Here is a 20,096-nt window from a genome sequence, read left to right as displayed (position 1 = left end):
AATTTTCTCCTACCTCCCCACTCTCAACGGCTCAATCACTTCTTCGATCAGTTGGGTGTAGGCTTCTTTGATTTGTTTTTTATAGAGGAGTGGATTGAGGGCATCTGCCACCTCAACTTTATAGTCCTTGTAACGCTGGCTCTTGGTCAGTTGACTTTCTCCTAGTTGTTTTTTTGCTCCCTTGCGGTAGTGATTGACATAGTAGCGGAGTTCATCTTCACCGACATACCAGTCCTTACTAAAGTCTTGGATGTGCTGCTGGATGACTGCCTCAATCATCTGATCAAGGATATTGGCGATGGATTGACCTCTGTAGCGGTCAGGATTTGCCTGTACTTCTTGCCAAAGCTCTGAGATGATTTGTGCAAGATTTGGATTGGTCTTCTCTAGACTTTGGATATAGGTATCCACTGCTTCTCTGTCCTGTGCGCTGAGACTCTTTTCCTGACTTTGCTCTTGCTCGATCAGGCTTTGGATCAAGGTCAGTATATAGGCATAGTTAATCTCATCGACTTGGATAGACTCCAGTTCGTAGTGGATATCCAGTGGCTCCCCATCCTCATCACCATCTTCTGAACGACTTTTAAGCTCGGCAAGGATATTTTGATAGAAGCCTAGATAGTTTTCCAATTCTTCTGCAGTTAGTCCAGTCTCTGCATAGATTTCTTCCTCGTCGTACTCTTTATAAACTCGGATAGAAGCCAAGTATTTATCAAAGGATTGATAAGCCTTGGCTAGTTTTCTCAATTCAGGTGTAGAGATTTGTTCGATTTGGAGTCCTTCTTCGGGGTCATCGGTGATGAGATTTCGGAAATCACTACAACTTCTCAAAAAGTTTCTCTTTTCTTCTTCCCAGCTAGGTGCTAGGACATCATTTTCTCCACCATTTGAGTAGAGTTTGAGGGCATTATCCACTGCTTCCTTAAAGGCTATAGGCTTTTGGAAAGTGATGATATGCCCATAGGTCTTACTAGAATCAAAGATGCGATTGGTTCGACTAAAAGCCTGAATCAAGTCCTGCGGTTGCATTGGTTTACGATCAATAAAGAGGGTCGATAGACAAGGTGCATCAAATCCTGTTAAGAGACGATTGACCACGATAACCAAGTCCAACTGCTCATTGCGATAGAGATACTTGTCCTGTTTACGGGCAAGGCGGTTATTGACATCTGTGTTAAAGCCACGGAGATCCGCCATGGTAAAGTGAGTATCAAACTCTTGGTTATAGTCCTCTAAGACCTGTTTCATGTGGTCTTGGTTGGCTCTTGAGTCTTCTTCATTTTCAGTGACAGAATAGGTGATGGTCGCCTTTGGAAAGTCTGGAAGGACCATCTTGACTCTCTCAGATACCTTGACCCGTGTCTGACCAGCCTTGACTCTTTTGAGAAGGTCATAGTAGGCTTGGGCTTGAGGGATAGACTTGACCGTCAGGATGGCATTGTAGGTATTACCGACTCCTTTTTGGAAGCCTAGTTGTTGGCGGGATTTATTGATAATAGCATCTAAGACTTCCAGCATGTGCTCCTCATTTTCGTAGACGGTATCTGGTATGTCGTTTTCAGACTGGTCTGTGATGAGGGTGTTGCGATAATCCACTTTAAAGCCTAAGACAGCTCCATCATGGATGGCTTCCTTGACCGTATACTCATGGAGGCGGTCTCCATACTGTTGCTGGGTGGTTTGAGCTAGGTCACCGACCTGCTGGCGTTTATTTTCCTTAAAGATGGGGGTGCCTGTAAAACCATACCAGAGAGACTGAGGGAAAAAGGCTTTAATGTCTTTTTGTGTTTGTGGCGTCACGGCACGGTGGCATTCATCTACGACAAAGGCCACTCGGAGTCCCTTGATTTTGTCCGCATCTCGTTGGTAAAGACCTTGGTCAAACTTGCGCATCATGGTCGTGATTTTCTGGATAGTTGTCACCACGACACGCTTATCATTACTACCTAGTCGCTTGACCAAATCATGTGTATTGTCCGTCTCATCGATATCAATGACATCATTGGTCGCATATGAGAGGAAAGATGATGTGGTTTGTTGGTCCAAGTCCCTGCGGTCAACGACAAAAATCGTTTTTTGGATGGAAGGAATCTGAAGGAGATTCCTCGCCACCTTATAAGAGGTCAAGGTCTTCCCTGAACCTGTCGTATGCCAAACATAGCCTGACGCTTGTTGGCGAGAGGCTTCCTGCACCGCTTCGATAGCATGGATCTGGTAGGGACGCAAGAGGATGAGAGCTTTCTTGCTATCATCAATGACAGAATACTGCATGACCATCTGGTGCGCACGAGGGATAGAAAGGACTTCGTGGGCAAAGCTAGTCAGGTTTGTCACAGGATGATTGTCCTTATCCACCCACTTGGTTAGAAATTGCTTGTTGAGTTTATTTTCACGAGCTGCAGCGATATAGCGAGTATCAACCTTGTTGGTCACAACAAACATCTGCAAACTAGAGTAGATGCCACGGAATTTCCCTTCACGGTCATATTTTTTAATCTGGTGAAAGGCATCGATAAATGCTGCTTGGGTACTCTTGAGCTCGATTTGAATCATAGGCAAGCCGTTGATGAGAAGAGTAACATCCAATCTACGGTCTTGGTCCAGAGGATTTACTTTTTCTCTCTGGACTTGATTGACAACTTCGTAGCTAGACTTTCCTGCTGCGATATTGTCACGCCAGATGACTGACAAACGGATGGTGCCTAGACTCGCATCTTCTCTCTGTACCTCGACTTTGGCAATGCCATTTTCGCCGACCAACCACTTGGCAGCATCATAGTAGCTGACAAAGTTGAGTTGGTTCTGAATCTGGCGTTTTTCCTGATCAGTCAAGGGATGGTCTGCTAGCAGAGCAACATTGTTTTGGGCTAGCTTCTCAAAGAAATTGACCCATAGTTGTTCTTCTGTTTTTAGGTCTTCTCTATAAGTCCATTGGCTTTCACCAGTTACCAGCTGGTTTATCAGTTGTTTTTCTATTTCCAGTTCTGGTTTTACCTGCATCTATATTTCTCCTTCAGGGACCATATTCTTGCTATTATTATATCATATTCCTAGAAGAAAACGCTCACTTCCTTCTATTTCAAAGCACTTTTAACCTTCTTTTTAGTGATGATGCGGTCGTTTTTGTTGGCTAGGGATTTGAGTCTGGCTTCGAGCAGGATTTTTCGGCCTGCTTCGTTGCGGGTGTAGACGAGTTGGTAGTTGCCTATATGCGGTGCGACGGCATCTAGGAAGAGCTGGGCATCTTCCTTGCGTTTTTCAAAGAGGCTAGGGACTACGAAATACTTGGACTGACCTGCTGGTGCTTTTTGAGCTACTAAGAGGTAGCGTTGATTGTCCACTGGGGCAAAGAATTCTCCTAAAGCCTTGGAAAAAAGTTCCTTGTCTCGCATACTGCCACCTTTTAGATAGGCAAAGACATGAAAGCTTTCCTTGTCCTCATCGACCTGCACGCGCGACTGGTCATCAGACAAATGCCCGGCAGTCACCATGGCCTTGCGAATAGCTTCACCGATCTGGCGCAAGCGTTTATAAGGACTCTTGTAGCTGTAATAGCGAAAGGCTGTGATAGCTAGGAAGAGGACACAAAGAGCTGTCAACCATGGTAAGGCAAAGAAGGTTAGTCGAACGACATAGGCTAGGAGACTAATGGCAAATACCATCAGAGCATAGCGAAGCCACTTTTCAGCATCCGCTAAGCCAAGCAGAGGAATTCGTTTGCTGTCGGTCGCAACTTCATTGACAATCTCAATCTTGTCAGCAACAATGAGAGATTCCTGCCATTTTTTACGAAGGGAGGCACGATCCTTGGATAGTTCCATGATCTTCTCGTTATAGTCTTCGAGTTTCTTTTTCTTAAATGGGAACTCAGGAAAGTTCAAGCGATCTAGACCTGTTTCGATGGTATCTTCCTTATAGGACAAGCCAAGGAAATGGTCCATACGGCGGGCAAGGGTCTGCAGGTCCTGATATGGATTGAGGTCTAGTTCTTCTTGATCCTCCTTAGAAAAGGCTGGATTTTTGTAAGGTTTGATGGCTACTAGGTGCCAGATATTACTAGTCTTATCTGGATGTCCTGGCCAGATACGGATGGCACGGCCACGCATTTGATTGCTGAGCATAAAGCTTCCGACAAAACTTCCGAGGATGAGAGAGTTGACGCAAGGCGCATCCCAGCCTTCTCCCAAGAGAGACTTGGTTCCGACCAAGACCTGGATAGAACCACGCTGGAAGAGCTCGGTCACTGCTGCGACCATCCCCTTAAAGCTAGATGGAAAGCCTACTTGGAGATAGGTCCCTTGGTCAAGCTTTCCGATGGCAGAGAAGCTTAAGCTAGTGTTTGGAATGAGTGCTTGAAGTTCTGCCTTGACACTGGCAGGTATGATAACGACACTACCTGAAAGGACTGCTATAGGGACAGACAAGCCTTGCTTTTGTGCACTTCTGCGAATAGTTTCAAAATAAGGGAGGACACCTAATTGCGTGATTGGTGCTTGGTCAGCTCCCAGATAACTGGCAAAATCCTTACGGATATAGTCCGCCAAGACTAACTGTCTCAAGTCCTGACCTAGACTAGCATACTCGGTCTCAAAAATAGATGCAATCCCAGCCAGTTTTCCTAGAGATTGGTTGAGGATTTGGTCATTGGCCTTGGATTTGACCAAGAAAACTTGACGTTTTTCAATCAGTCCTCTTGATTTCAGTTCTGCTTCTATCTTTTTCTTTGTCGCCTGCGGATCCTCATACCAGTCAGGAGTCTGATATAGAAGGCCTTGCAAGAGAACTTCTAGCCAGTAGTAATTAAGAGCAGGCAAACCTTCAGCACCTAGTAAATCTTTTAGATGCTTGGGAATTTCCTGTTTTTGAGCCTGTAGATAAATGAGGAGTGCTGAAAGATACTTAGGATCTTCTAGGAGCATATCCGCAGAGATTTCCCCTTTGAGAACCTTGGAACTCCGAATCAACTCTTGGAAGTCAGGATCAACGACTAGTTGGCTGACATACTGCCACTTGGTGTCTTCAAACTCTTCCAAGCGCTTGTCCTCTTCCTTAGTCGGAAAACAGATATAGACAAAGTCCTGATGAGGGCAAAGAGTGTCTTCCTTGACCAGTTCTGGCACTGTGATTTCTTGGTCAATCTCGCCACACATCTGGAGATAGCGATCCCAGAGTTCTGGTTCACTGTCATAAGGCGGTGTCGCAGTGAGAGAGATGACTTGTAGTTGCTGGTAATTTTTACGGAAGTCTTCTAGACTTTTCCACCATTCATTTCTCAAGTGATGGCATTCGTCCAGACAGAGGGTTTCGACACCCCTTTCCTTGAGTCTGGCAAGCAGGTCAAAGCCTACAAAATCCTCAACCTCACCGTTATCTTCTTGAGATTGCACCTGTTGCATAGCACTGTGAAAGGCTTGGTAGGTGGCGATGGTGATTTGCTTCATGTCCTTGAGATTTTGAGACACGAGACTTGTGACATGGTTCTCATCCTCTAAAAAGGCCTGGCGAATCCTATCCACCCATTGTTCCCGGATGGTAACCGTCGGTACCAAAACGAGGGCAGGCTTATCAAAGCGAGCAATCAACTCGATTCCTATGGTTGTTTTCCCTGAACCTGGTGCTGCCACCAAGTGGACATGACCATCTGCTTGGTATTCTTGGAAATTGTCCAAGACCTGTTTTTGGTAGTTGCGCCAAGTGCCATTAAACTTCAATCCTAACATGATTTTCCTCATTCTAAGCTGTCATTTTCTTATTCCCATTTTACCATACTTGAGGCAAAGTCACACGAAGTATCCCATGTAGTCTTTCTCCCTAAAATATGGTATAGTAGAATCATACTACACAAGAGGAGTTTACATGTCACACGAGAAAGAAATGAAAGCTGTTTCTCCCCTTCTACAGCAAGCCATTCATATTTCCTCCATCGTCGGTGGAGTTGGTACTGTAATATTCTGTATCTGGGCCTATCAGGCCGGTATTTTGCACTCCAAGGAAACCCTATCTGCCTTTATCCAACAGGCGGGTATCTGGGGGCCACCACTCTTTATCTTTTTACAGATTTTGCAGACGGTTGTTCCTATCATTCCAGGAGCTCTTACCTCCGTTGCAGGTGTCTTTATCTATGGGCACATCATCGGGACCATTTACAACTATATCGGTATTGTCATTGGTTGTGCCATTATCTTTTACTTGGTTCGTCTCTACGGAGCCCCCTTTGTCCAGTCCATGGTCAGCAAGCGCACCTATGACAAGTATATCGGTTGGTTGGATGAGGGCAATCGCTTTGACCGATTCTTTATCTTTATGATGATTTGGCCCGTTAGTCCAGCTGATTTTCTCTGCATGTTGGCAGCTCTGACCAAGATGAGCTTCAAACGTTACATGACCATTATTATCCTGACTAAGCCCTTTACCCTGGTCGTTTACACCTATGGCTTGACCTACATCATCGATTACTTTTGGCAGATGTTTGGCTAATAGACAAAAAACTCAAGGATTCATCCTTGAGTTTTTCTTTGTTAGGCTTCTTTTTTCAATAAGAGGGAAACAAGCACTGATGTAGCAATCATCCATGCTCCTAGAATGATAAAGGTCATTCGACCATCTGTAGTTACCAAGCTAATCCCTGAAAGAACGAAGGGTGTTAATGATGCTCCAAAAGAACATCCCAAAACAGCATAGGAAGTTGCTTTGTTGAGGAGTTTTGCAGGAATTCGTTCAGATATCAACTGAAAGACTGTCGTCAGAGCGATACTGTATGCAAATCCTCCCAAGATAGAACCTGCAACCACCACCCAGAGTGATGGGGAAAGAGCAATGATGATTTGCCCGATACCAAAAGTGATACCAGCGACCAATAGAAGTCTTTCCTTGAAGGTCGAAATCAGGAAAGAAAAGCTGATTCCAGCTAGAATCCCAATCAACTGCATGGCACTAAGTACCAAACTGGACAACTGGGCATCTCCAAACCCTGCCTCAATCATAAGACTTGGGATACGGAAGGTGATGGCCGTATTGGTACATACAATCACTGCGGCTGCAATAGCAAGGAAGAAAATCAATTGGAGCATGGAACGAGTCAGTTTCGCTGCTTCTTCTGTCTGATGCTTGGACTCGTGAATTTCTTCCTTGTTGTAAGGGACAAATAGAAGAAAGAGCACCAAGACTACCAAGCCTGCGGCATAGGCTAAGAATGTTGCGGTCCAGCCAAATGCTAACAATTGCCCGACTGCCAAAGTCAAGATGGATGCTCCTACTACCTCAGCTGATCCACGAAAACCAAGCATCTGGATACGAGTTTTCCCATGATAGCGTTCACTGATAATCGAGATGGCCTTGGCATTTAGCATTCCTACTCCAAGCCCAAATAGCAAGCGTGTCGCAAAGACAAAGTAATAGCCCTGATACCAGAAAGGTGCAGTTCCACTGATGGATAAAATCAAGAGTCCCAAGGTCAACTGGAGACGTTCAGGAAAAATACGCTCTAGAACTCCGTTCAATAAAAGCATGGCCATAATCCCAAAGGATGGGAGGCTGACCAAGAGTTCGACCTGACCAGTCGAATAGCCCTGATAATAGTCAAACATGGCAGGTAGGGCGCTCGAAATAGAAAACGATGTGATCAATACTAACGATAGGGAGAGTATGCTCACTTTTTCCAAAAATTGTTTCATCTTTTCCTCATTCATTGTTCATTTTTCATATTAGTAAAAAGGTCCTTTCCTATCATACACTCTTTAGCCAAAATTGGCAAGCGACTGAGCACCAAGACCAAAAGAAAAAGCGGGGCATCAAGAGCTGTGAAGTCTTGATGACATCCCACTTTTTTATGTGTTTTATCCAGTTATGTGACTTAGATTTTCAAGAATCGACGCATTGAGATTCCTGAACCAAGTGAACCGATACAGATTCCGATGAGGAACAAGAGACCGATCATCAATGGAATAAAGGTATTCGGTGTAATCAAAGATAAGTTTTGACCAACCAAGGATGGGTTGACAGATTGGAACACTCGGTTATAGATAAAGTAAACCAATGCTGATGGAAGAGCTGCTCCCAACAATCCGATAAAGGCACCTTCTAGCAAGAATGGCCCACGGATATAACCGTTCTTGGCACCAACCAAACGCATGATTTGGATTTCACGGCTACGTGAAATGATAGTAATACGGATGGTATTTGAAATCAAGAAGACTGCGATGAAGATCAAGAGTCCTGCGATGACCAATCCCCATACACGGATGAAGGAAGCCAACTTGAAGAGACGTTCGGTATTGGCACCACCGTCTTGAACTTCAGAGACACCTTCGATTTTCTTAGCTTCTTCAGCTACAGGTTTTACATCACTTGGTGAATTGGTATCTACGATGTAGGCATCATGAAGAGGGTTTGCATCTCCTTCAAATACCTTCCACTCATCACCCATAGTTTCAGTCAGCTTTTGGTACTGCTCTTCTTTACTTGAGAAGGTTACATTTTTAACGGCTGGCAGAGCTTTAAGGGCGTTATAGACCTTGTGGTAGTCATTGTTCGTGACTGTTTGGCCTTCTTTTACAATAGTTTCACTGTTGTCTTCAACGTCTTTACGAACATAAACCATGACGCGGACGTTGTTTTCAATATCAGTTGCTAATTTCGCAGTATTGAAGATAACTGAAGCAAAGATAGCAACCAAGGTCAAGGTAATCATTACTGAACTGACAGCAGCAATGGTCATCCATCCATTACGCTTTAAACTTTTTAAAGCTTCGAACAGATGGCGGAAAAATCTACTAATCATCGTATCCGTACTCTCCTTTCGCTTCATCACGTACCACGCGACCATTCTCAATGGCAATAACGCGGTGGCGCAAGGTATTTACGATTTGGCTGTTGTGGGTCGCCATCAAAACAGTTGTTCCTTGAAGATTGATACGTTCCAAGAGGTTCATGATTTCCCATGAGTTATCTGGGTCCAAGTTTCCTGTTGGTTCGTCGGCAATCAAAACCTTAGGATTGTTTACGATAGCACGCGCAATGGCGATACGTTGTTGCTCACCACCTGAAAGTTCATTTGGGAATGAACGAACCTTGTGCTTCAAACCGACAAGGTCCAAGACTTCCATAACACGTTTTTTGATGTTACGACGACTTTCACCAACAACCTCCATGGCGTAAGCAATGTTCTCATAAACGGTTTTCTTTGGCAAAAGTTTGTAATCCTGAAAGACTACTCCAACGTTTCTACGTAAGAACGGAATATCTTTCTTTTTAATCTTAACGAGGTTATAACCTGCAACTTGCAAGCTTCCTTTGTCGATTTTGACCTCACGATACAAGGCACGGATAAAAGTTGATTTACCAGCACCTGAAGGTCCTACGATGTAGGCAAATTCTCCTGCATCGATATTTACAGTGATGCCACGTAGGGCTGTTGTCCCGTTGTCGTATTTTTTGACAACATCTCTCATTTCAATGATTGACATGTGACTTCCTTTCTTTTAACTGATACGCCATTTCAGATAAGCATCGATGAAACCATCTAGGTCTCCATCCATTACCTTATCTACTTGCGCTACTTCAAAGTTTGTACGATGGTCTTTTACCATTGTATAAGGCGTAAATACATAGGAGCGGATTTGGCTTCCCCATGTAATTTCCTTTTTCTCACCCTTGAGCGAGTCTACCTCAGCAGCTTTCTTTTCCTGCTCCATCTGGTAGAGTTTTGCCTGAAGCATCTTCATAGCACGGTCACGGTTTCCGTACTGAGTACGGTCGACGGTTGATGCTACGACGATCCCTGTCGGAATGTGAGTCAAGCGGACACCTGTTGAAACCTTGTTGACGTTTTGTCCACCTGCTCCACCTGAACGGAAGGTATCCATCTTGATATCATCCTCACGGATGTCAACTTCGATGGTATCATCCAACTCTGGCATAACTTCTACAGAAGTAAATGAGGTGTGGCGACGTTTAGCAGAGTCAAATGGTGAGATACGCACCAAACGGTGAACTCCCATCTCTGACTTGAGAAGACCATAAGCATTTGGTCCTTCAAAAGACAAGGTTACTGACTTGATTCCTGCCTCATCACCTGCTTGGTAGTCTAAGACCTCAACCTTGAAGCCTTTGGCATTTCCATAGCGCGTATACATACGAAGGAGCATATCGCCCCAGTCTTGAGCCTCTGTTCCCCCAGAACCTGGATGGATTTCAAGGATGGCGTTGTTGTGATCGTAGGGTTCTGACAAGAGAAGGGTCATTTCGTAGCTAGTCATCATCTGATCTAACTCATCGAGTTTTTCAACCAGCTCATCCTTAACGGATTCATCCTCTGCCAAAAAGTCCAGTAAAATCTCAACTTCATCCTGCAACTCATCCATCTTGTGGAAGGTGTTGTAGGTATTTTTGAGTTCGTTTAATTCTTGCGACGTTTTTTGGGCCGCAATATTATCGTTCCAAAAATCAGGTTCTGTCATTTTGTTTTCCAAAATGGCAATTTCTTCCTCTAAACCTTCGAGGTCAAAGAGACCCCCTGAAAGAAGCTAATTTTTCACGATTTGCGTCAATTTTTTGACGAATTTCTGAAATGTCCATACATACTCCTTTTTTTGCATCTTATTATTATATCACAATTTTTTTTTTTTATCTAATAGGTGTTTTGCTAATTTAGTATCAATATATTTCTGCAAGACATCTACTCGCCTGATTTCTAGCAAAATTTTAAAAACCTCACAAGAAATTTCTTATGAGATTTCGTAAATTTATACTACTTTTTACAAGTTAACAGTCAGCACTTGACCGTCTTTTACGACTTGCTCACCAGCGATATAGACATCATCAACATCACTGGATTTGACGGCATAAACGAGATGAGAAAGCATATTTTCTTGAGGTTGAAGGTGGATTTTGCCTTGGGGTTGGATGACGAGAAAATCAGCCTGTTTGCCGACTTCTAGACTACCAATCTCATCTTCCATTCCTAACACCTTAGCACCCTCGATTGTCAAGGCCTTGAGGGCAGTTTCGATTGGAAATTGGCTGGCATCGCCACTCTTCATCTTCTGTAAGAGTGCTGCAGTCCGCCCTTCCTCAAACATATCCAGGTTATTGTTAGAAGCAACTGAGTCCGTCGCAATACCGACCGGTACTCCTGCCTGTTGAAGTTGGACGACTGGTGCAATCCCTGAGGCTAATTTGAGGTTGCTGATAGGATTGTGGGCGATAGCAACTTGCGAATCTGCCAAGCGGGCAATCTCTGCTTCATTTATCTCCACTCCATGGGCAAAGACAGCCTGATGCTCTAAATACCCAAGTTCATCTAGAAAGGCTATTGGACGTTTACCATAATGCTTCAGGATAATCCCTGACTCTTCTTTTGTTTCTGCAACGTGGATATGAAGTGGAATATCTTCTTCTTTTGCTAGCTCAAGACTTGCCTCCAGCAAATCTCGACTACAACTGTAGGGAGAATGAGGGGCCACCATAACCTTAAAATTTGGGTCTTGATAGTCTTTGATTATCTCGATAACAGCTCGAGTTCTGGCTATAGTTTCAGCCGTCGTCTCCACATCTGAAGAAAAGAGGGTTGGAGAAAAATAGCAACGCATCTTGGACGCCTTGACTGCCTCATAAATCTCAGCTATATCCACTCCATTAGGATTATACATGTCGTTGAAGGTTGTTGTTCCAGACTGGAGCATTTCTGTCAGCGCCTCTTTGACGGCCTTTGTAGTCATCTCTGGTGTGAATTCTGCTTCTGCTGGCCAGATATAGTCCTCTAGCCATTCGTGAAGATTGCTATCATCACGAATACCTCTCAAGCCTGTCATGGCAGAGTGAGTATGGCAGTTAACCAAGCCAGGCATAATCCAGGCACCCTGATAGTCTATGATTTGATCTGCTTGTTTAAAAATCTCTTGATTTTCCTGACCGACATAGACGATTTGGGATTCTTTAATAGCTAAAGTCCCATCCAAATAGACGTGGAAATCTTGGTCACAAGTCACGATATTTACATGCTGAAAGACTTTCATCCCTAGGCTCCTTTTCTATATAAGTATTCATACTGGATAATTTTCTAGCTATTGTAACAAAAAAGTCACCCGAAGGCAACTTTTCTTATTGTTTATGGGGTTTAAAGTAAGAAAGTAAGTGTTTCATGTGTCCCTTCTATTTCCAAAATGAAGAAGGTGGAAAAACCACCATCTTTTTTTATTTGTTCAAATATGGAAGTAGGTAGCCATAACCAGCCTCTTCCATTTCATCCTTAGCGATAAAACGTAAGGATGCAGAATTGATACAGTAACGGAGACCACCTAGTTCACGAGGGCCATCTGTAAAGACATGTCCCAAGTGAGCATTCCCTGAACGTGACCGGACTTCGATTCGCTCCATACCATGACTCAAGTCACGATAGTAATGGATCAGCTCTTTAGAAATAGGTCGGCTAAAGCTTGGCCAACCACAGCCTGAGGCAAACTTATCCTTGGCAAAGAAGAGGGGCTCACCAGTCGTGATATCGACATAAATTCCTTCCTCAAAAGTTTGGTCATAAGCATTGCTAAAAGGAGCTTCCGTCGCAGCTTCTTGGGTAACTCGGTAGGACTCTTCTGATAAATTTTCTCTTAAAACTGCCTGACTAGGCTTTTCGTAGTTAGCAGCATCTATCAGTGGTTTCTCTGCATCTCTCACATTGATATGGCAATAGCCACCAGGATTTTTCTTGAGATAGTCTTGGTGATAGTCTTCAGCTAAGATATAGTGGCGAAGCTTCTCCACTTCCACTGCTATTTTACGACCGATGAGGAGTTCTTGTTCGCGAACTACTGTATTGATCGTTGGTAGATTAGCTTCTTCTAGGTAATAAATCCCTGTGCGGTATTGACGACCACGGTCATTCCCTTGTTGGTTGACAGAAAGGGGATCGATAACTCGGAAATAATAGAGTAAAATCTCACGGAGCGAGACCACCTTTTCGTCATAGACGACTTGCACTGTCTCTGCGTGATCTGTTTCTTTGATTAATTGATAATTGGTGGTTTCTACCTGACCATTGGCATAACCAACACTGGTTTGCAACACTCCAGAAATACGGGAAAAGTATTCTTCCAAGCCCCAAAAACAACCACCTGCTAGATATATTTCTGCCATTTCAAATCCTCCTTGACCATTTGTCTGTCAATAAACATGGGAAATAATTTATATCCCGTGTTTCATTTTCAAAAAAAGGACAGGAAGCCCTCTAATAGAGAGTTTCCCCATCCTATTGCTATATTTATTTTGCTTCGACGCGAACGCCTTGTGTATCTACTTGCAAATCATGAAGCTTGCCTTTGAAAGGTTGCTTTTCAAGCTCAGCCTTAATCTTAGGCATCTTGTCAGGATCAGCCAAGACCATAACAGTCGGACCAGCACCAGACAAGTAGGTCGCATAAGCACCATTTTTCTTAGCAACTTTCTTGATCGTCGCAAATTCTCTTACCAGTTCTTGACGGTAACGCTCATGGAAAAGGTCACTCTCAATAGCCTGGCCTGCTTTGACCATATCTCCAGTCAGTAGAGCTGCGATAGCCACATTGGCGATAGAACTTGCCGCAACGGCTTCCTTGTAAGAGAGTTTCTTAGGCAAGACACCACGACTATCTCGAGTACGCAATTCATAGTTTGGAATATAAGCTAGAAAAGCACACTCTGGGAAAGGCGCCACAACAGCAGAAACCTGACCTTCTACCGAACTAGCAATTACGAGATTTCCATAGATAGCAGGTGCAACATTATCAGGATGCCCTTCGATTTTAGTTGCCAATTGTAATTTTTCATGTTTGCTTAGTTTCAAGTTTCCGAGTTGATTTGCCAGTTCAATCCCAGCAACGATGACCGAGCTCGATGAACCTAGTCCACGCGCAAGCGGAATATCACTGACCATCTTCAGACGTCTAGGTTGGAGGTCTGGAACAATTTGTAGAGCAATCTTCAGCAAAAGATTACGTTCATCACGTGGAATCCATTTGCCTAATTGATGCTCAATCATCCATTCTTCACGTTCCTCACAAACCTGAATTTCTAGATACTTAGTTACAGCTACACCAACAGAGTCAAAGCCAGGACCCACATTGGCACTTGTAGCAGGTACAATAATCTTCATCTTAGTCTCCTAAAACCTTGAAGGTGTTGAGAAGTTCAAACTCGGCTACACCCTTCAAAGCTGCTGTAATATTTTCAAGTTGCGCCTTGTTGATTTTATGAGTGATGATGACAACACGAGCCTTGCCTTCTTGCTTACCATCTTGAAGGATTTGCTTGAAGGAAATATCTTCTGCGTTAAAGAGCTCAGCCAATTTCAAGACTTGACCTTTTGAGTCTGGAGCCAAGATTGAGAAATAGTAGTTGGCTTTGACATCTTCTGGTTTAGCCAAGACTACTGGACGGCTGTATTCATTAAAGGCTTTTCCAATTGTTCCATCATTCAGACGACGAACGATACGGGCAATATCAGCCACAACACTTGTTGCAGTTGGTTTTTGACCAGCACCTGGTCCATAGTACATAGACTCGCCGATACCGATAGATTCCACAAAGACTGCATTCATAACACCGTTAACACTTGCAAGTGGGTGAGCCTTAGGAAGGAAGGTTGGTGTAACCTCAGCAGCGATTCCAGAAGCTGTTTCTTCGATAGAACCAACTAGTTTTACAACATAACCAAGTTCTTGAGCTACTGCTACATCTTCTGGAGTGATGTTGCGAATTCCTTGGTGGCCCACATCTTCAAACTTAACATTCATTCCAAATGCAAACTGGCTGAGGATGACCATCTTGTAGGCCGCATCAATCCCGTCAACGTCATTGGTAGGGTCGCTTTCAGCAAAGCCAAGTCGTTGAGCTTCTGCCAAAGCATCCTCATAAGACCAACCTTCTGTTACCATTTTGGTCATCATGAAGTTAGATGTTCCATTGACAACACCAAGAACACGTGTGATTTTGTCTGATGCTAGTGAGTTGACCAAGGTACGAAGGATTGGAATTCCTCCTGCAACAGCTGCTTCATAGTATAGGGCAACATTGTGAGTTTTGGCTACCTCAAGCAATTCTGCACCATGGACTGCCAAAAGATCCTTGTTAGCTGTCACGACGTGTTTCCCTGCTTCTAAAGCACGAGTGATAAAGGTTTTAGCAGGTTCGATACGCCCCATCAACTCAACAACGATCGTGATGTCTTTGTCGGACAAGATTTCATCGATGTTTGTTACAAAATTAAAATCATTTCCTGCTTCAAGCAAGCGGGCTTTCTCTTGATCGTCTTTGACCAAAACTTTAGCTACTTCAATTTCTGACTGGGCTGCTTGAACAATTTTTTCTCTATTTTCCTTTAGCAAGAATGGTACGCCACTGGCAACTGTACCAAATCCAAGTAAAGCAATCTTAACTGACATGTTTGTCTCCTCGAAATTTTCTAATAGTCCTATTATACCAAAATTGTGTGAAAATTCCTACCATTCTAAACTAAAAATAGGAGCACCAAATCACAAAAAGAGGCTGGAACAAAAGTCCTAGCCTCTCAATTGCCTTTGGATTGTCGAGCAAGACGCAGTGGTTGAGTGGGCTCTAACTACGCTGATTTCATCAGCTTTTACAGCCCTACTCAACTGTGCGGAGGTGGGACGACGAAATCGAATTCTAACGAATTACCGATTTCTGTCCCACTCTCTCTATTTTCTATCTATTTCACAAAAGCCAATTCCTTATCACTCGACAAGTCTTCTCGATAATTGAAACCCGCAAAGCTGAGCTTTTTAATCTCTTCAACTGAGGTTGCCTGATTTTCCATCAAGGCTGTTAAGAAAGCCCCTCGGGATTTTTTAGAAATGGTTGAGTGAATTTTTAGTTTTCCATCTCTTTCTTCCATAAACTTGAAGGTCACCATTTTCTCACGGATTTCTTTAGGGAAGACAGTTTCAAACTCCGAAGACAAGAGAGAAAAGATTAGTTCTTCACCCTTCATCGACTCTTCATAGGCCACCTGCCAATGACTTTTCAAGCTTTTTCCAGCGACTTTTAGTTTCATCAAAAAGTCCAGTCTGTGAGGCGCAATCGGTTCAAAGGCTGGAATCACACCATAGAGAGCTGACGTTATCATGAGGTGTTTCTCCAGAAAGGTTTGCTCCTCCTTGGTGAGATCGTTTCGTTTGATGTTGCGATACATGAGTCCATCAAAGAGGTGCAAGGCTGGATAGTTTGTCGCAGTTTCATTTTTCAAGGCCTGGATATGGTCATACTCCTCTTGCGCTTTTTCGGCAGATATTTTGTAAAAACTCTCCAGCTCTTGGGCAGAATATGTCGCTAATGCATCCAATACAGCCTGACTTTCAGGACGCAATGGTTTAGCCTCTAAACTAGGGATTTCGGTATTCATTTCTTTTGCAGTTGGGATTAGAATTTTCATAGTGTTAGTGTAGCATATTTTTTTAGGACTACCAAGGATTTGCACCTAAAAACCTCGGTGAATCCCGAGGCTTCTTTCCTTATTTTGGCAATCCTAACCAGATTGCAAAGAGAACTAGTGCTGTCCCAAGGCAGCTTGTCAAGATAGATGACAGATTAAACTTTTTCTCCTTTAGATGAGAAAATCCTATCTTCAAAGCAAAAAGACCAAGCAACATCGAACCAATCATCAGATAAAATCCCATTTGACTGTCCTCCATTTATTATTCTTTCATTTATTATCACAAATTTCAAACAAGAGTGCAAGAAAAATGAGGTTGTTTCCTTAAGCTTGAAGGATGGACCCTGATCTAGGATACAAGGCCTATATGATAATCCCTTCCAAATGATCCAATTCATGCTGACAAATCTGCGCCGGAAAACCTGTCAGGGTAATGGTCTGCTCTTGCCAATGGATATCTCTGTAGTTTACTGTAATCTTCTCATACCTAGTTGTCGGTCTGACACCTGTCAAAGACAAACAACCTTCCTCTGTCTCGTATGGTCCTTCAAAAGATTTGAGAACTGGATTAAACATAACCATGGGAATCATTCCGATATTAAAAATAATGACACGTTTTTGTACTCCAATCATATTAGCCGCTAGTCCAACACAGGTTTCTCGGTTAGCCTGTAGGGTATCCTGCAAATCCTTTGCTAGGGGTAAATCTTCCTGACTAGCAGGCTGGGATACCTGCGACAAAAACAAGATATCTTTTACAATTGTCTTTTCCAAGATTCTTTCCTCCATGCGATATCAGTCTACTTGATTATAGCATAAAATGCTTAGTCAGTTTATCTTTATATAAAATCTAAAAAGCCATCCGAAGATGACTTTTCATAGTGCTTAAATAGCGTTTTTATCTTTTCCAAGCGCTCGTTGAACTGCTTTGACAATCTCAACAAGGACTACAATCATAAGCGCTCCTACAGCGACCACCATCCATTGAGTCAAACTCAAATGTGACACGTGGAAGAGATTATTAAATCCAGGAACCAAAATTGTCACCACAAAGAGGACGAAGGCAACTGGGATAGACCAGTTAAAGGTCTTGTTGGTAAAGAGTCCCACTTTAAAGATAGATTGGTAAACCGACTTAACGTTAAAGGCATGGAGCAATTGGATCAAACCGAGAGTTGCAAAAGCCATGGTAAGGGCATCCGCATGGATTTCAGTATGACTTTGGTGCTCTGGGAAGAGAAGAGCCCAACCATAGACACCCAAAACTAGCATCGTTTGGAAGATCCCTTGATAAATGATTGCTCCGAAGACACCACCATCAAAGAAGTTAGACTTACGTCCACGAGGTTTGTGAGTCATAACGCCTGGCTCAGCTGGTTCCACCCCAAGAGCGATGGCTGGTAGCGTATCTGTTACCAGGTTAATCCATAGCAAATGCACTGGTTGAAGCACATCCCAACCTAACAAGGTTGCAAAGAAGATGGTGAAAACTTCAGCCATATTGGCAGACAAGAGGTATTGGATTGATTTTTGGATATTTGAGAAGACCTTACGTCCTTCTTCTACCGCTACGATAATGGTTGCAAAGTTATCATCAGCAAGGACCATATCCGAAGCTCCCTTAGAAACTTCTGTACCTGTAATCCCCATACCGATACCGATATCCGCTGTCTTAAGTGAAGGCGCATCGTTGACCCCGTCACCAGTCATGGCAACAACCTTGCCTTCATTTTGCCAAGCTTTAACGATACGAACCTTGTGCTCAGGTGATACACGCGCGTAAACAGAGTATTGCTTGAAGACTTTTTGGAATTCTTCATCAGTGAGTTCATTCAACTCAGCACCCGTGAAGACATGGTCTTCTGTATCATTTGGATCGATGATACCGAGACGTTTAGCGATAGCTTCCGCTGTATCTTGGTGGTCACCAGTGATCATAATCGGACGGATACCCGCTTCCTTAGCGACACGAACAGCTTCTGCAGCTTCTGGACGTTCAGGGTCAATCATGCCGACCAAACCAGAGAAAATAAGGTCAGATTCAACAATTTCAGATTCCAAGGTTGGAATTTCGTTACTTGTCTTGTAAGCCATCATCAAGACACGAAGGGCTTGTTTAGCTAAGTCTTTGTTGGTAGCAAGGATAGCTTGTTTATCTTCTTCTGTGATGGGGCGAACTTCCCCATTGACTTCAATACGAGTCACGCGCTTGAGCAACTGATCAGGTGCACCCTTGACAGCGATAAAGTAAGAACCGTCTGCTTCCTTATGAATGGTAGACATGAGTTTACGGTCTGAGTCAAATGGCAATTCAGCTACACGTGGTTCATCCTTCAAGACTTCACGAACATCAAAGTTGTGGTCCAAACCAAACTGTACAAGAGCTGTCTCCGTTGGATCCCCAATCAGCTTGCCAGATGGGTCCACCTTGGTGTCATTGGCAAAGTTCATGATACGTAGCGTATTGTTGCTAGCAGCAATTTCAGATGCCGAGCTTTGCAATTGACCGTTAGTATAAACCTTCTCAACAGTCATTTGGTTCATAGTCAAGGTACCTGTTTTATCAGATGCAATGATTTCTGTTGAACCAAGCGTTTCAACCGCTGGCAATTTGCGGACAATCGAATTACGTTTTGCAAGGGTTGTAGTTCCCAAAGATAGAACGATGGTTACAATGGCAGGAAGCCCTTCTGGAATCGCAGCAACCGCAAGGGCAACCGCCACCATCAAGCCTTCTAATGGATGTTCGCCACGAACAAAGACACCAACCAAGAAGGTAATCACTGCAATCACAATGATTAAGTAAGTCAAGGCCTTAGATAATTGTTCCAGGCTTTGCTTCAATGGTGTCTCTGTCTCGTCGGCATTAGCCAACATATCTGCAATCTTACCAACTTCTGTATACATACCAGTGTTGGTCACGACACCAATACCACGACCGTATGTTACATTTGAGTTTTGGTAACCCATGTTAACACGATCTCCGATACCAGCATCTGCTTCAACAAGTCCTGTCACATCTTTTTCAACTGGGACAGACTCCCCTGTAAGAGCTGCTTCTTCTATTTTAAGAGAAGCCGCTTCAAACAAACGCATATCTGCAGGCACGACATCTCCCGCTTCAAGCAAGACGATATCTCCAGGTACTAATTCTTTCGAGTCAATCTCAATAACATGACCATCACGACGAACACGAGCCATCGGGCTAGACATATTTTTCAGAGCTTCAATGGCTGCTTCTGCTTGCCCTTCTTGGTAAACCCCAAAGGCAGCATTCAAGACAACAACAGCTAAGATGATAATGGCATCCGTTAGACCGTCCATTCCTTCTGTAATCACAGAAAGTGCCGCTGCTGCAAGCAAGATGATAATCATCAAATCCTTAAATTGATCAAGGAATTTAGCTAGTAGGCTACGTTTCTCTCCCTCTTCCAACTCATTACGACCATAAGTCGCTAAGCGTTCTTGAGCTTGAGCAGTTGACAAACCTTCGATAGATGAGTCCAAGTTCTTTAGGACTTCTTCTGAGGCTTGTGTGTAAAACAAGTCTTTATTTTGTTCTTTTGACAAAACAGTCTCCTCCTTTTTGGCCTCTTTTTACAAAAAAAGAGACCTGTTTTTTAAAAAAACAAGTCTCGCTGTTTAATATAGTGCCGGAAATAATTCGTAATGA

15 protein-coding genes are annotated in these 20,096 nt (G+C 43.5%); 1 reads left to right on the top strand and 14 read right to left on the bottom strand.

Annotated features, from left to right (window positions below; translation table 11 throughout):
• Positions 1-9 precede the first annotated feature (9 nt).
• Complete coding sequence (locus O3643_RS06045; protein WP_371500542.1) at positions 10-3,000, bottom strand: type I restriction endonuclease subunit R; 2,991 nt, start codon at positions 2,998-3,000, stop codon at positions 10-12.
• Between the two features lie 74 nt (positions 3,001-3,074).
• Positions 3,075-5,720 (bottom strand): DEAD/DEAH box helicase family protein, encoded by a 2,646-nt coding sequence (locus O3643_RS06040; protein WP_371500540.1) that lies wholly within the window; start codon positions 5,718-5,720, stop codon positions 3,075-3,077.
• Positions 5,721-5,856: 136 nt separating this feature from the next.
• On the opposite strand from O3643_RS06040, the gene O3643_RS06035 reads away from it, so the two are divergent.
• The gene (locus O3643_RS06035; protein WP_195183990.1) at positions 5,857-6,477 is read left to right on the top strand and encodes a TVP38/TMEM64 family protein; all 621 of its coding nucleotides are present in this window, start codon (positions 5,857-5,859) and stop codon (positions 6,475-6,477) included.
• 41 nt (positions 6,478-6,518) lie between these two features.
• Here O3643_RS06035 and O3643_RS06030 read toward each other — a convergent pair whose 3' ends face one another.
• From O3643_RS06030 to O3643_RS05975, 12 genes are all read right to left on the bottom strand, one after another.
• Positions 6,519-7,673, bottom strand: a complete 1,155-nt coding sequence (locus O3643_RS06030; RefSeq protein WP_371500538.1) for an MFS transporter — start codon at positions 7,671-7,673, stop codon at positions 6,519-6,521.
• A gap of 179 nt (positions 7,674-7,852) precedes the next feature.
• On the bottom strand, positions 7,853-8,779 hold the full coding sequence (gene ftsX / locus O3643_RS06025) for a permease-like cell division protein FtsX (RefSeq protein WP_004251331.1): 927 nt from the start codon (positions 8,777-8,779) through the stop codon (positions 7,853-7,855).
• Complete coding sequence (ftsE, locus tag O3643_RS06020; RefSeq protein ID WP_004251332.1) at positions 8,772-9,464, bottom strand: cell division ATP-binding protein FtsE; 693 nt, start codon at positions 9,462-9,464, stop codon at positions 8,772-8,774. Before ftsE ends, ftsX begins: the two co-directional genes overlap by 8 nt.
• Before the next feature lie 15 nt (positions 9,465-9,479).
• A protein-coding gene (prfB, locus tag O3643_RS06015) for a peptide chain release factor 2 (RefSeq protein ID WP_100249482.1) occupies positions 9,480-10,575 on the bottom strand; the annotation gives its coding sequence in 2 pieces (ribosomal slippage) (positions 9,480-10,502 and positions 10,504-10,575; 1,095 coding nt in all).
• Positions 10,576-10,754: 179 nt separating this feature from the next.
• Positions 10,755-12,014, bottom strand: coding sequence for a TRZ/ATZ family protein (locus tag O3643_RS06010; RefSeq protein ID WP_371500535.1), 1,260 nt, complete (start codon positions 12,012-12,014; stop codon positions 10,755-10,757).
• Between the two features lie 178 nt (positions 12,015-12,192).
• Positions 12,193-13,131, bottom strand: a complete 939-nt coding sequence (gene msrB, locus O3643_RS06005; RefSeq protein ID WP_371500533.1) for a peptide-methionine (R)-S-oxide reductase MsrB — start codon at positions 13,129-13,131, stop codon at positions 12,193-12,195.
• Between the two features lie 124 nt (positions 13,132-13,255).
• Positions 13,256-14,125 (bottom strand): homoserine kinase, encoded by an 870-nt coding sequence (gene thrB, locus O3643_RS06000; RefSeq protein ID WP_314943875.1) that lies wholly within the window; start codon positions 14,123-14,125, stop codon positions 13,256-13,258.
• A gap of 1 nt (position 14,126) precedes the next feature.
• Positions 14,127-15,413, bottom strand: coding sequence for a homoserine dehydrogenase (locus tag O3643_RS05995; protein ID WP_371500531.1), 1,287 nt, complete (start codon positions 15,411-15,413; stop codon positions 14,127-14,129).
• 287 nt (positions 15,414-15,700) lie between these two features.
• Entirely contained in the window at positions 15,701-16,423 is a 723-nt protein-coding gene (gene yaaA, locus O3643_RS05990; protein ID WP_371500529.1) for a peroxide stress protein YaaA, read from the bottom strand.
• 79 nt (positions 16,424-16,502) lie between these two features.
• The gene (locus O3643_RS05985) at positions 16,503-16,667 is read right to left on the bottom strand and encodes a hypothetical protein (RefSeq protein WP_049494288.1); all 165 of its coding nucleotides are present in this window, start codon (positions 16,665-16,667) and stop codon (positions 16,503-16,505) included.
• Between the two features lie 119 nt (positions 16,668-16,786).
• Positions 16,787-17,197 carry a peptide deformylase gene (locus O3643_RS05980; RefSeq protein ID WP_371500526.1) on the bottom strand — a complete coding sequence of 137 codons (411 nt, stop codon included), beginning with the start codon at positions 17,195-17,197 and terminating at the stop codon, positions 16,787-16,789.
• Positions 17,198-17,308: 111 nt separating this feature from the next.
• Positions 17,309-19,993 (bottom strand): cation-translocating P-type ATPase, encoded by a 2,685-nt coding sequence (locus O3643_RS05975; RefSeq protein WP_371500524.1) that lies wholly within the window; start codon positions 19,991-19,993, stop codon positions 17,309-17,311.
• Positions 19,994-20,096 lie beyond the last annotated feature (103 nt).

The sequence above is a fragment of the Streptococcus sp. 20925_1_44 genome (genome assembly GCF_041432435.1).
Classification (GTDB): domain Bacteria; phylum Bacillota; class Bacilli; order Lactobacillales; family Streptococcaceae; genus Streptococcus; species Streptococcus infantis.
This window is presented reverse-complemented; position numbering and strand designations above follow the sequence as displayed.

Bases quoted from the DNA above. Each gene is read 5' to 3' on its own strand.
- O3643_RS06045 (WP_371500542.1), bottom strand. From the start codon at position 3,000: ATGCAGGTAAAACCAGAACTGGAAATAGAAAAACAACTGATAAACCAG.
- O3643_RS06040 (WP_371500540.1), bottom strand. From the start codon at position 5,720: ATGTTAGGATTGAAGTTTAATGGCACTTGGCGCAACTACCAAAAACAG.
- O3643_RS06035 (WP_195183990.1), top strand. From the start codon at position 5,857: ATGTCACACGAGAAAGAAATGAAAGCTGTTTCTCCCCTTCTACAGCAA.
- O3643_RS06030 (WP_371500538.1), bottom strand. From the start codon at position 7,673: ATGAAACAATTTTTGGAAAAAGTGAGCATACTCTCCCTATCGTTAGTA.
- ftsX (WP_004251331.1), bottom strand. From the start codon at position 8,779: ATGATTAGTAGATTTTTCCGCCATCTGTTCGAAGCTTTAAAAAGTTTA.
- ftsE (WP_004251332.1), bottom strand. From the start codon at position 9,464: ATGTCAATCATTGAAATGAGAGATGTTGTCAAAAAATACGACAACGGG.
- O3643_RS06010 (WP_371500535.1), bottom strand. From the start codon at position 12,014: ATGAAAGTCTTTCAGCATGTAAATATCGTGACTTGTGACCAAGATTTC.
- msrB (WP_371500533.1), bottom strand. From the start codon at position 13,131: ATGGCAGAAATATATCTAGCAGGTGGTTGTTTTTGGGGCTTGGAAGAA.
- thrB (WP_314943875.1), bottom strand. From the start codon at position 14,125: ATGAAGATTATTGTACCTGCTACAAGTGCCAATGTGGGTCCTGGCTTT.
- O3643_RS05995 (WP_371500531.1), bottom strand. From the start codon at position 15,413: ATGTCAGTTAAGATTGCTTTACTTGGATTTGGTACAGTTGCCAGTGGC.
- yaaA (WP_371500529.1), bottom strand. From the start codon at position 16,423: ATGAAAATTCTAATCCCAACTGCAAAAGAAATGAATACCGAAATCCCT.
- O3643_RS05985 (WP_049494288.1), bottom strand. From the start codon at position 16,667: ATGGGATTTTATCTGATGATTGGTTCGATGTTGCTTGGTCTTTTTGCT.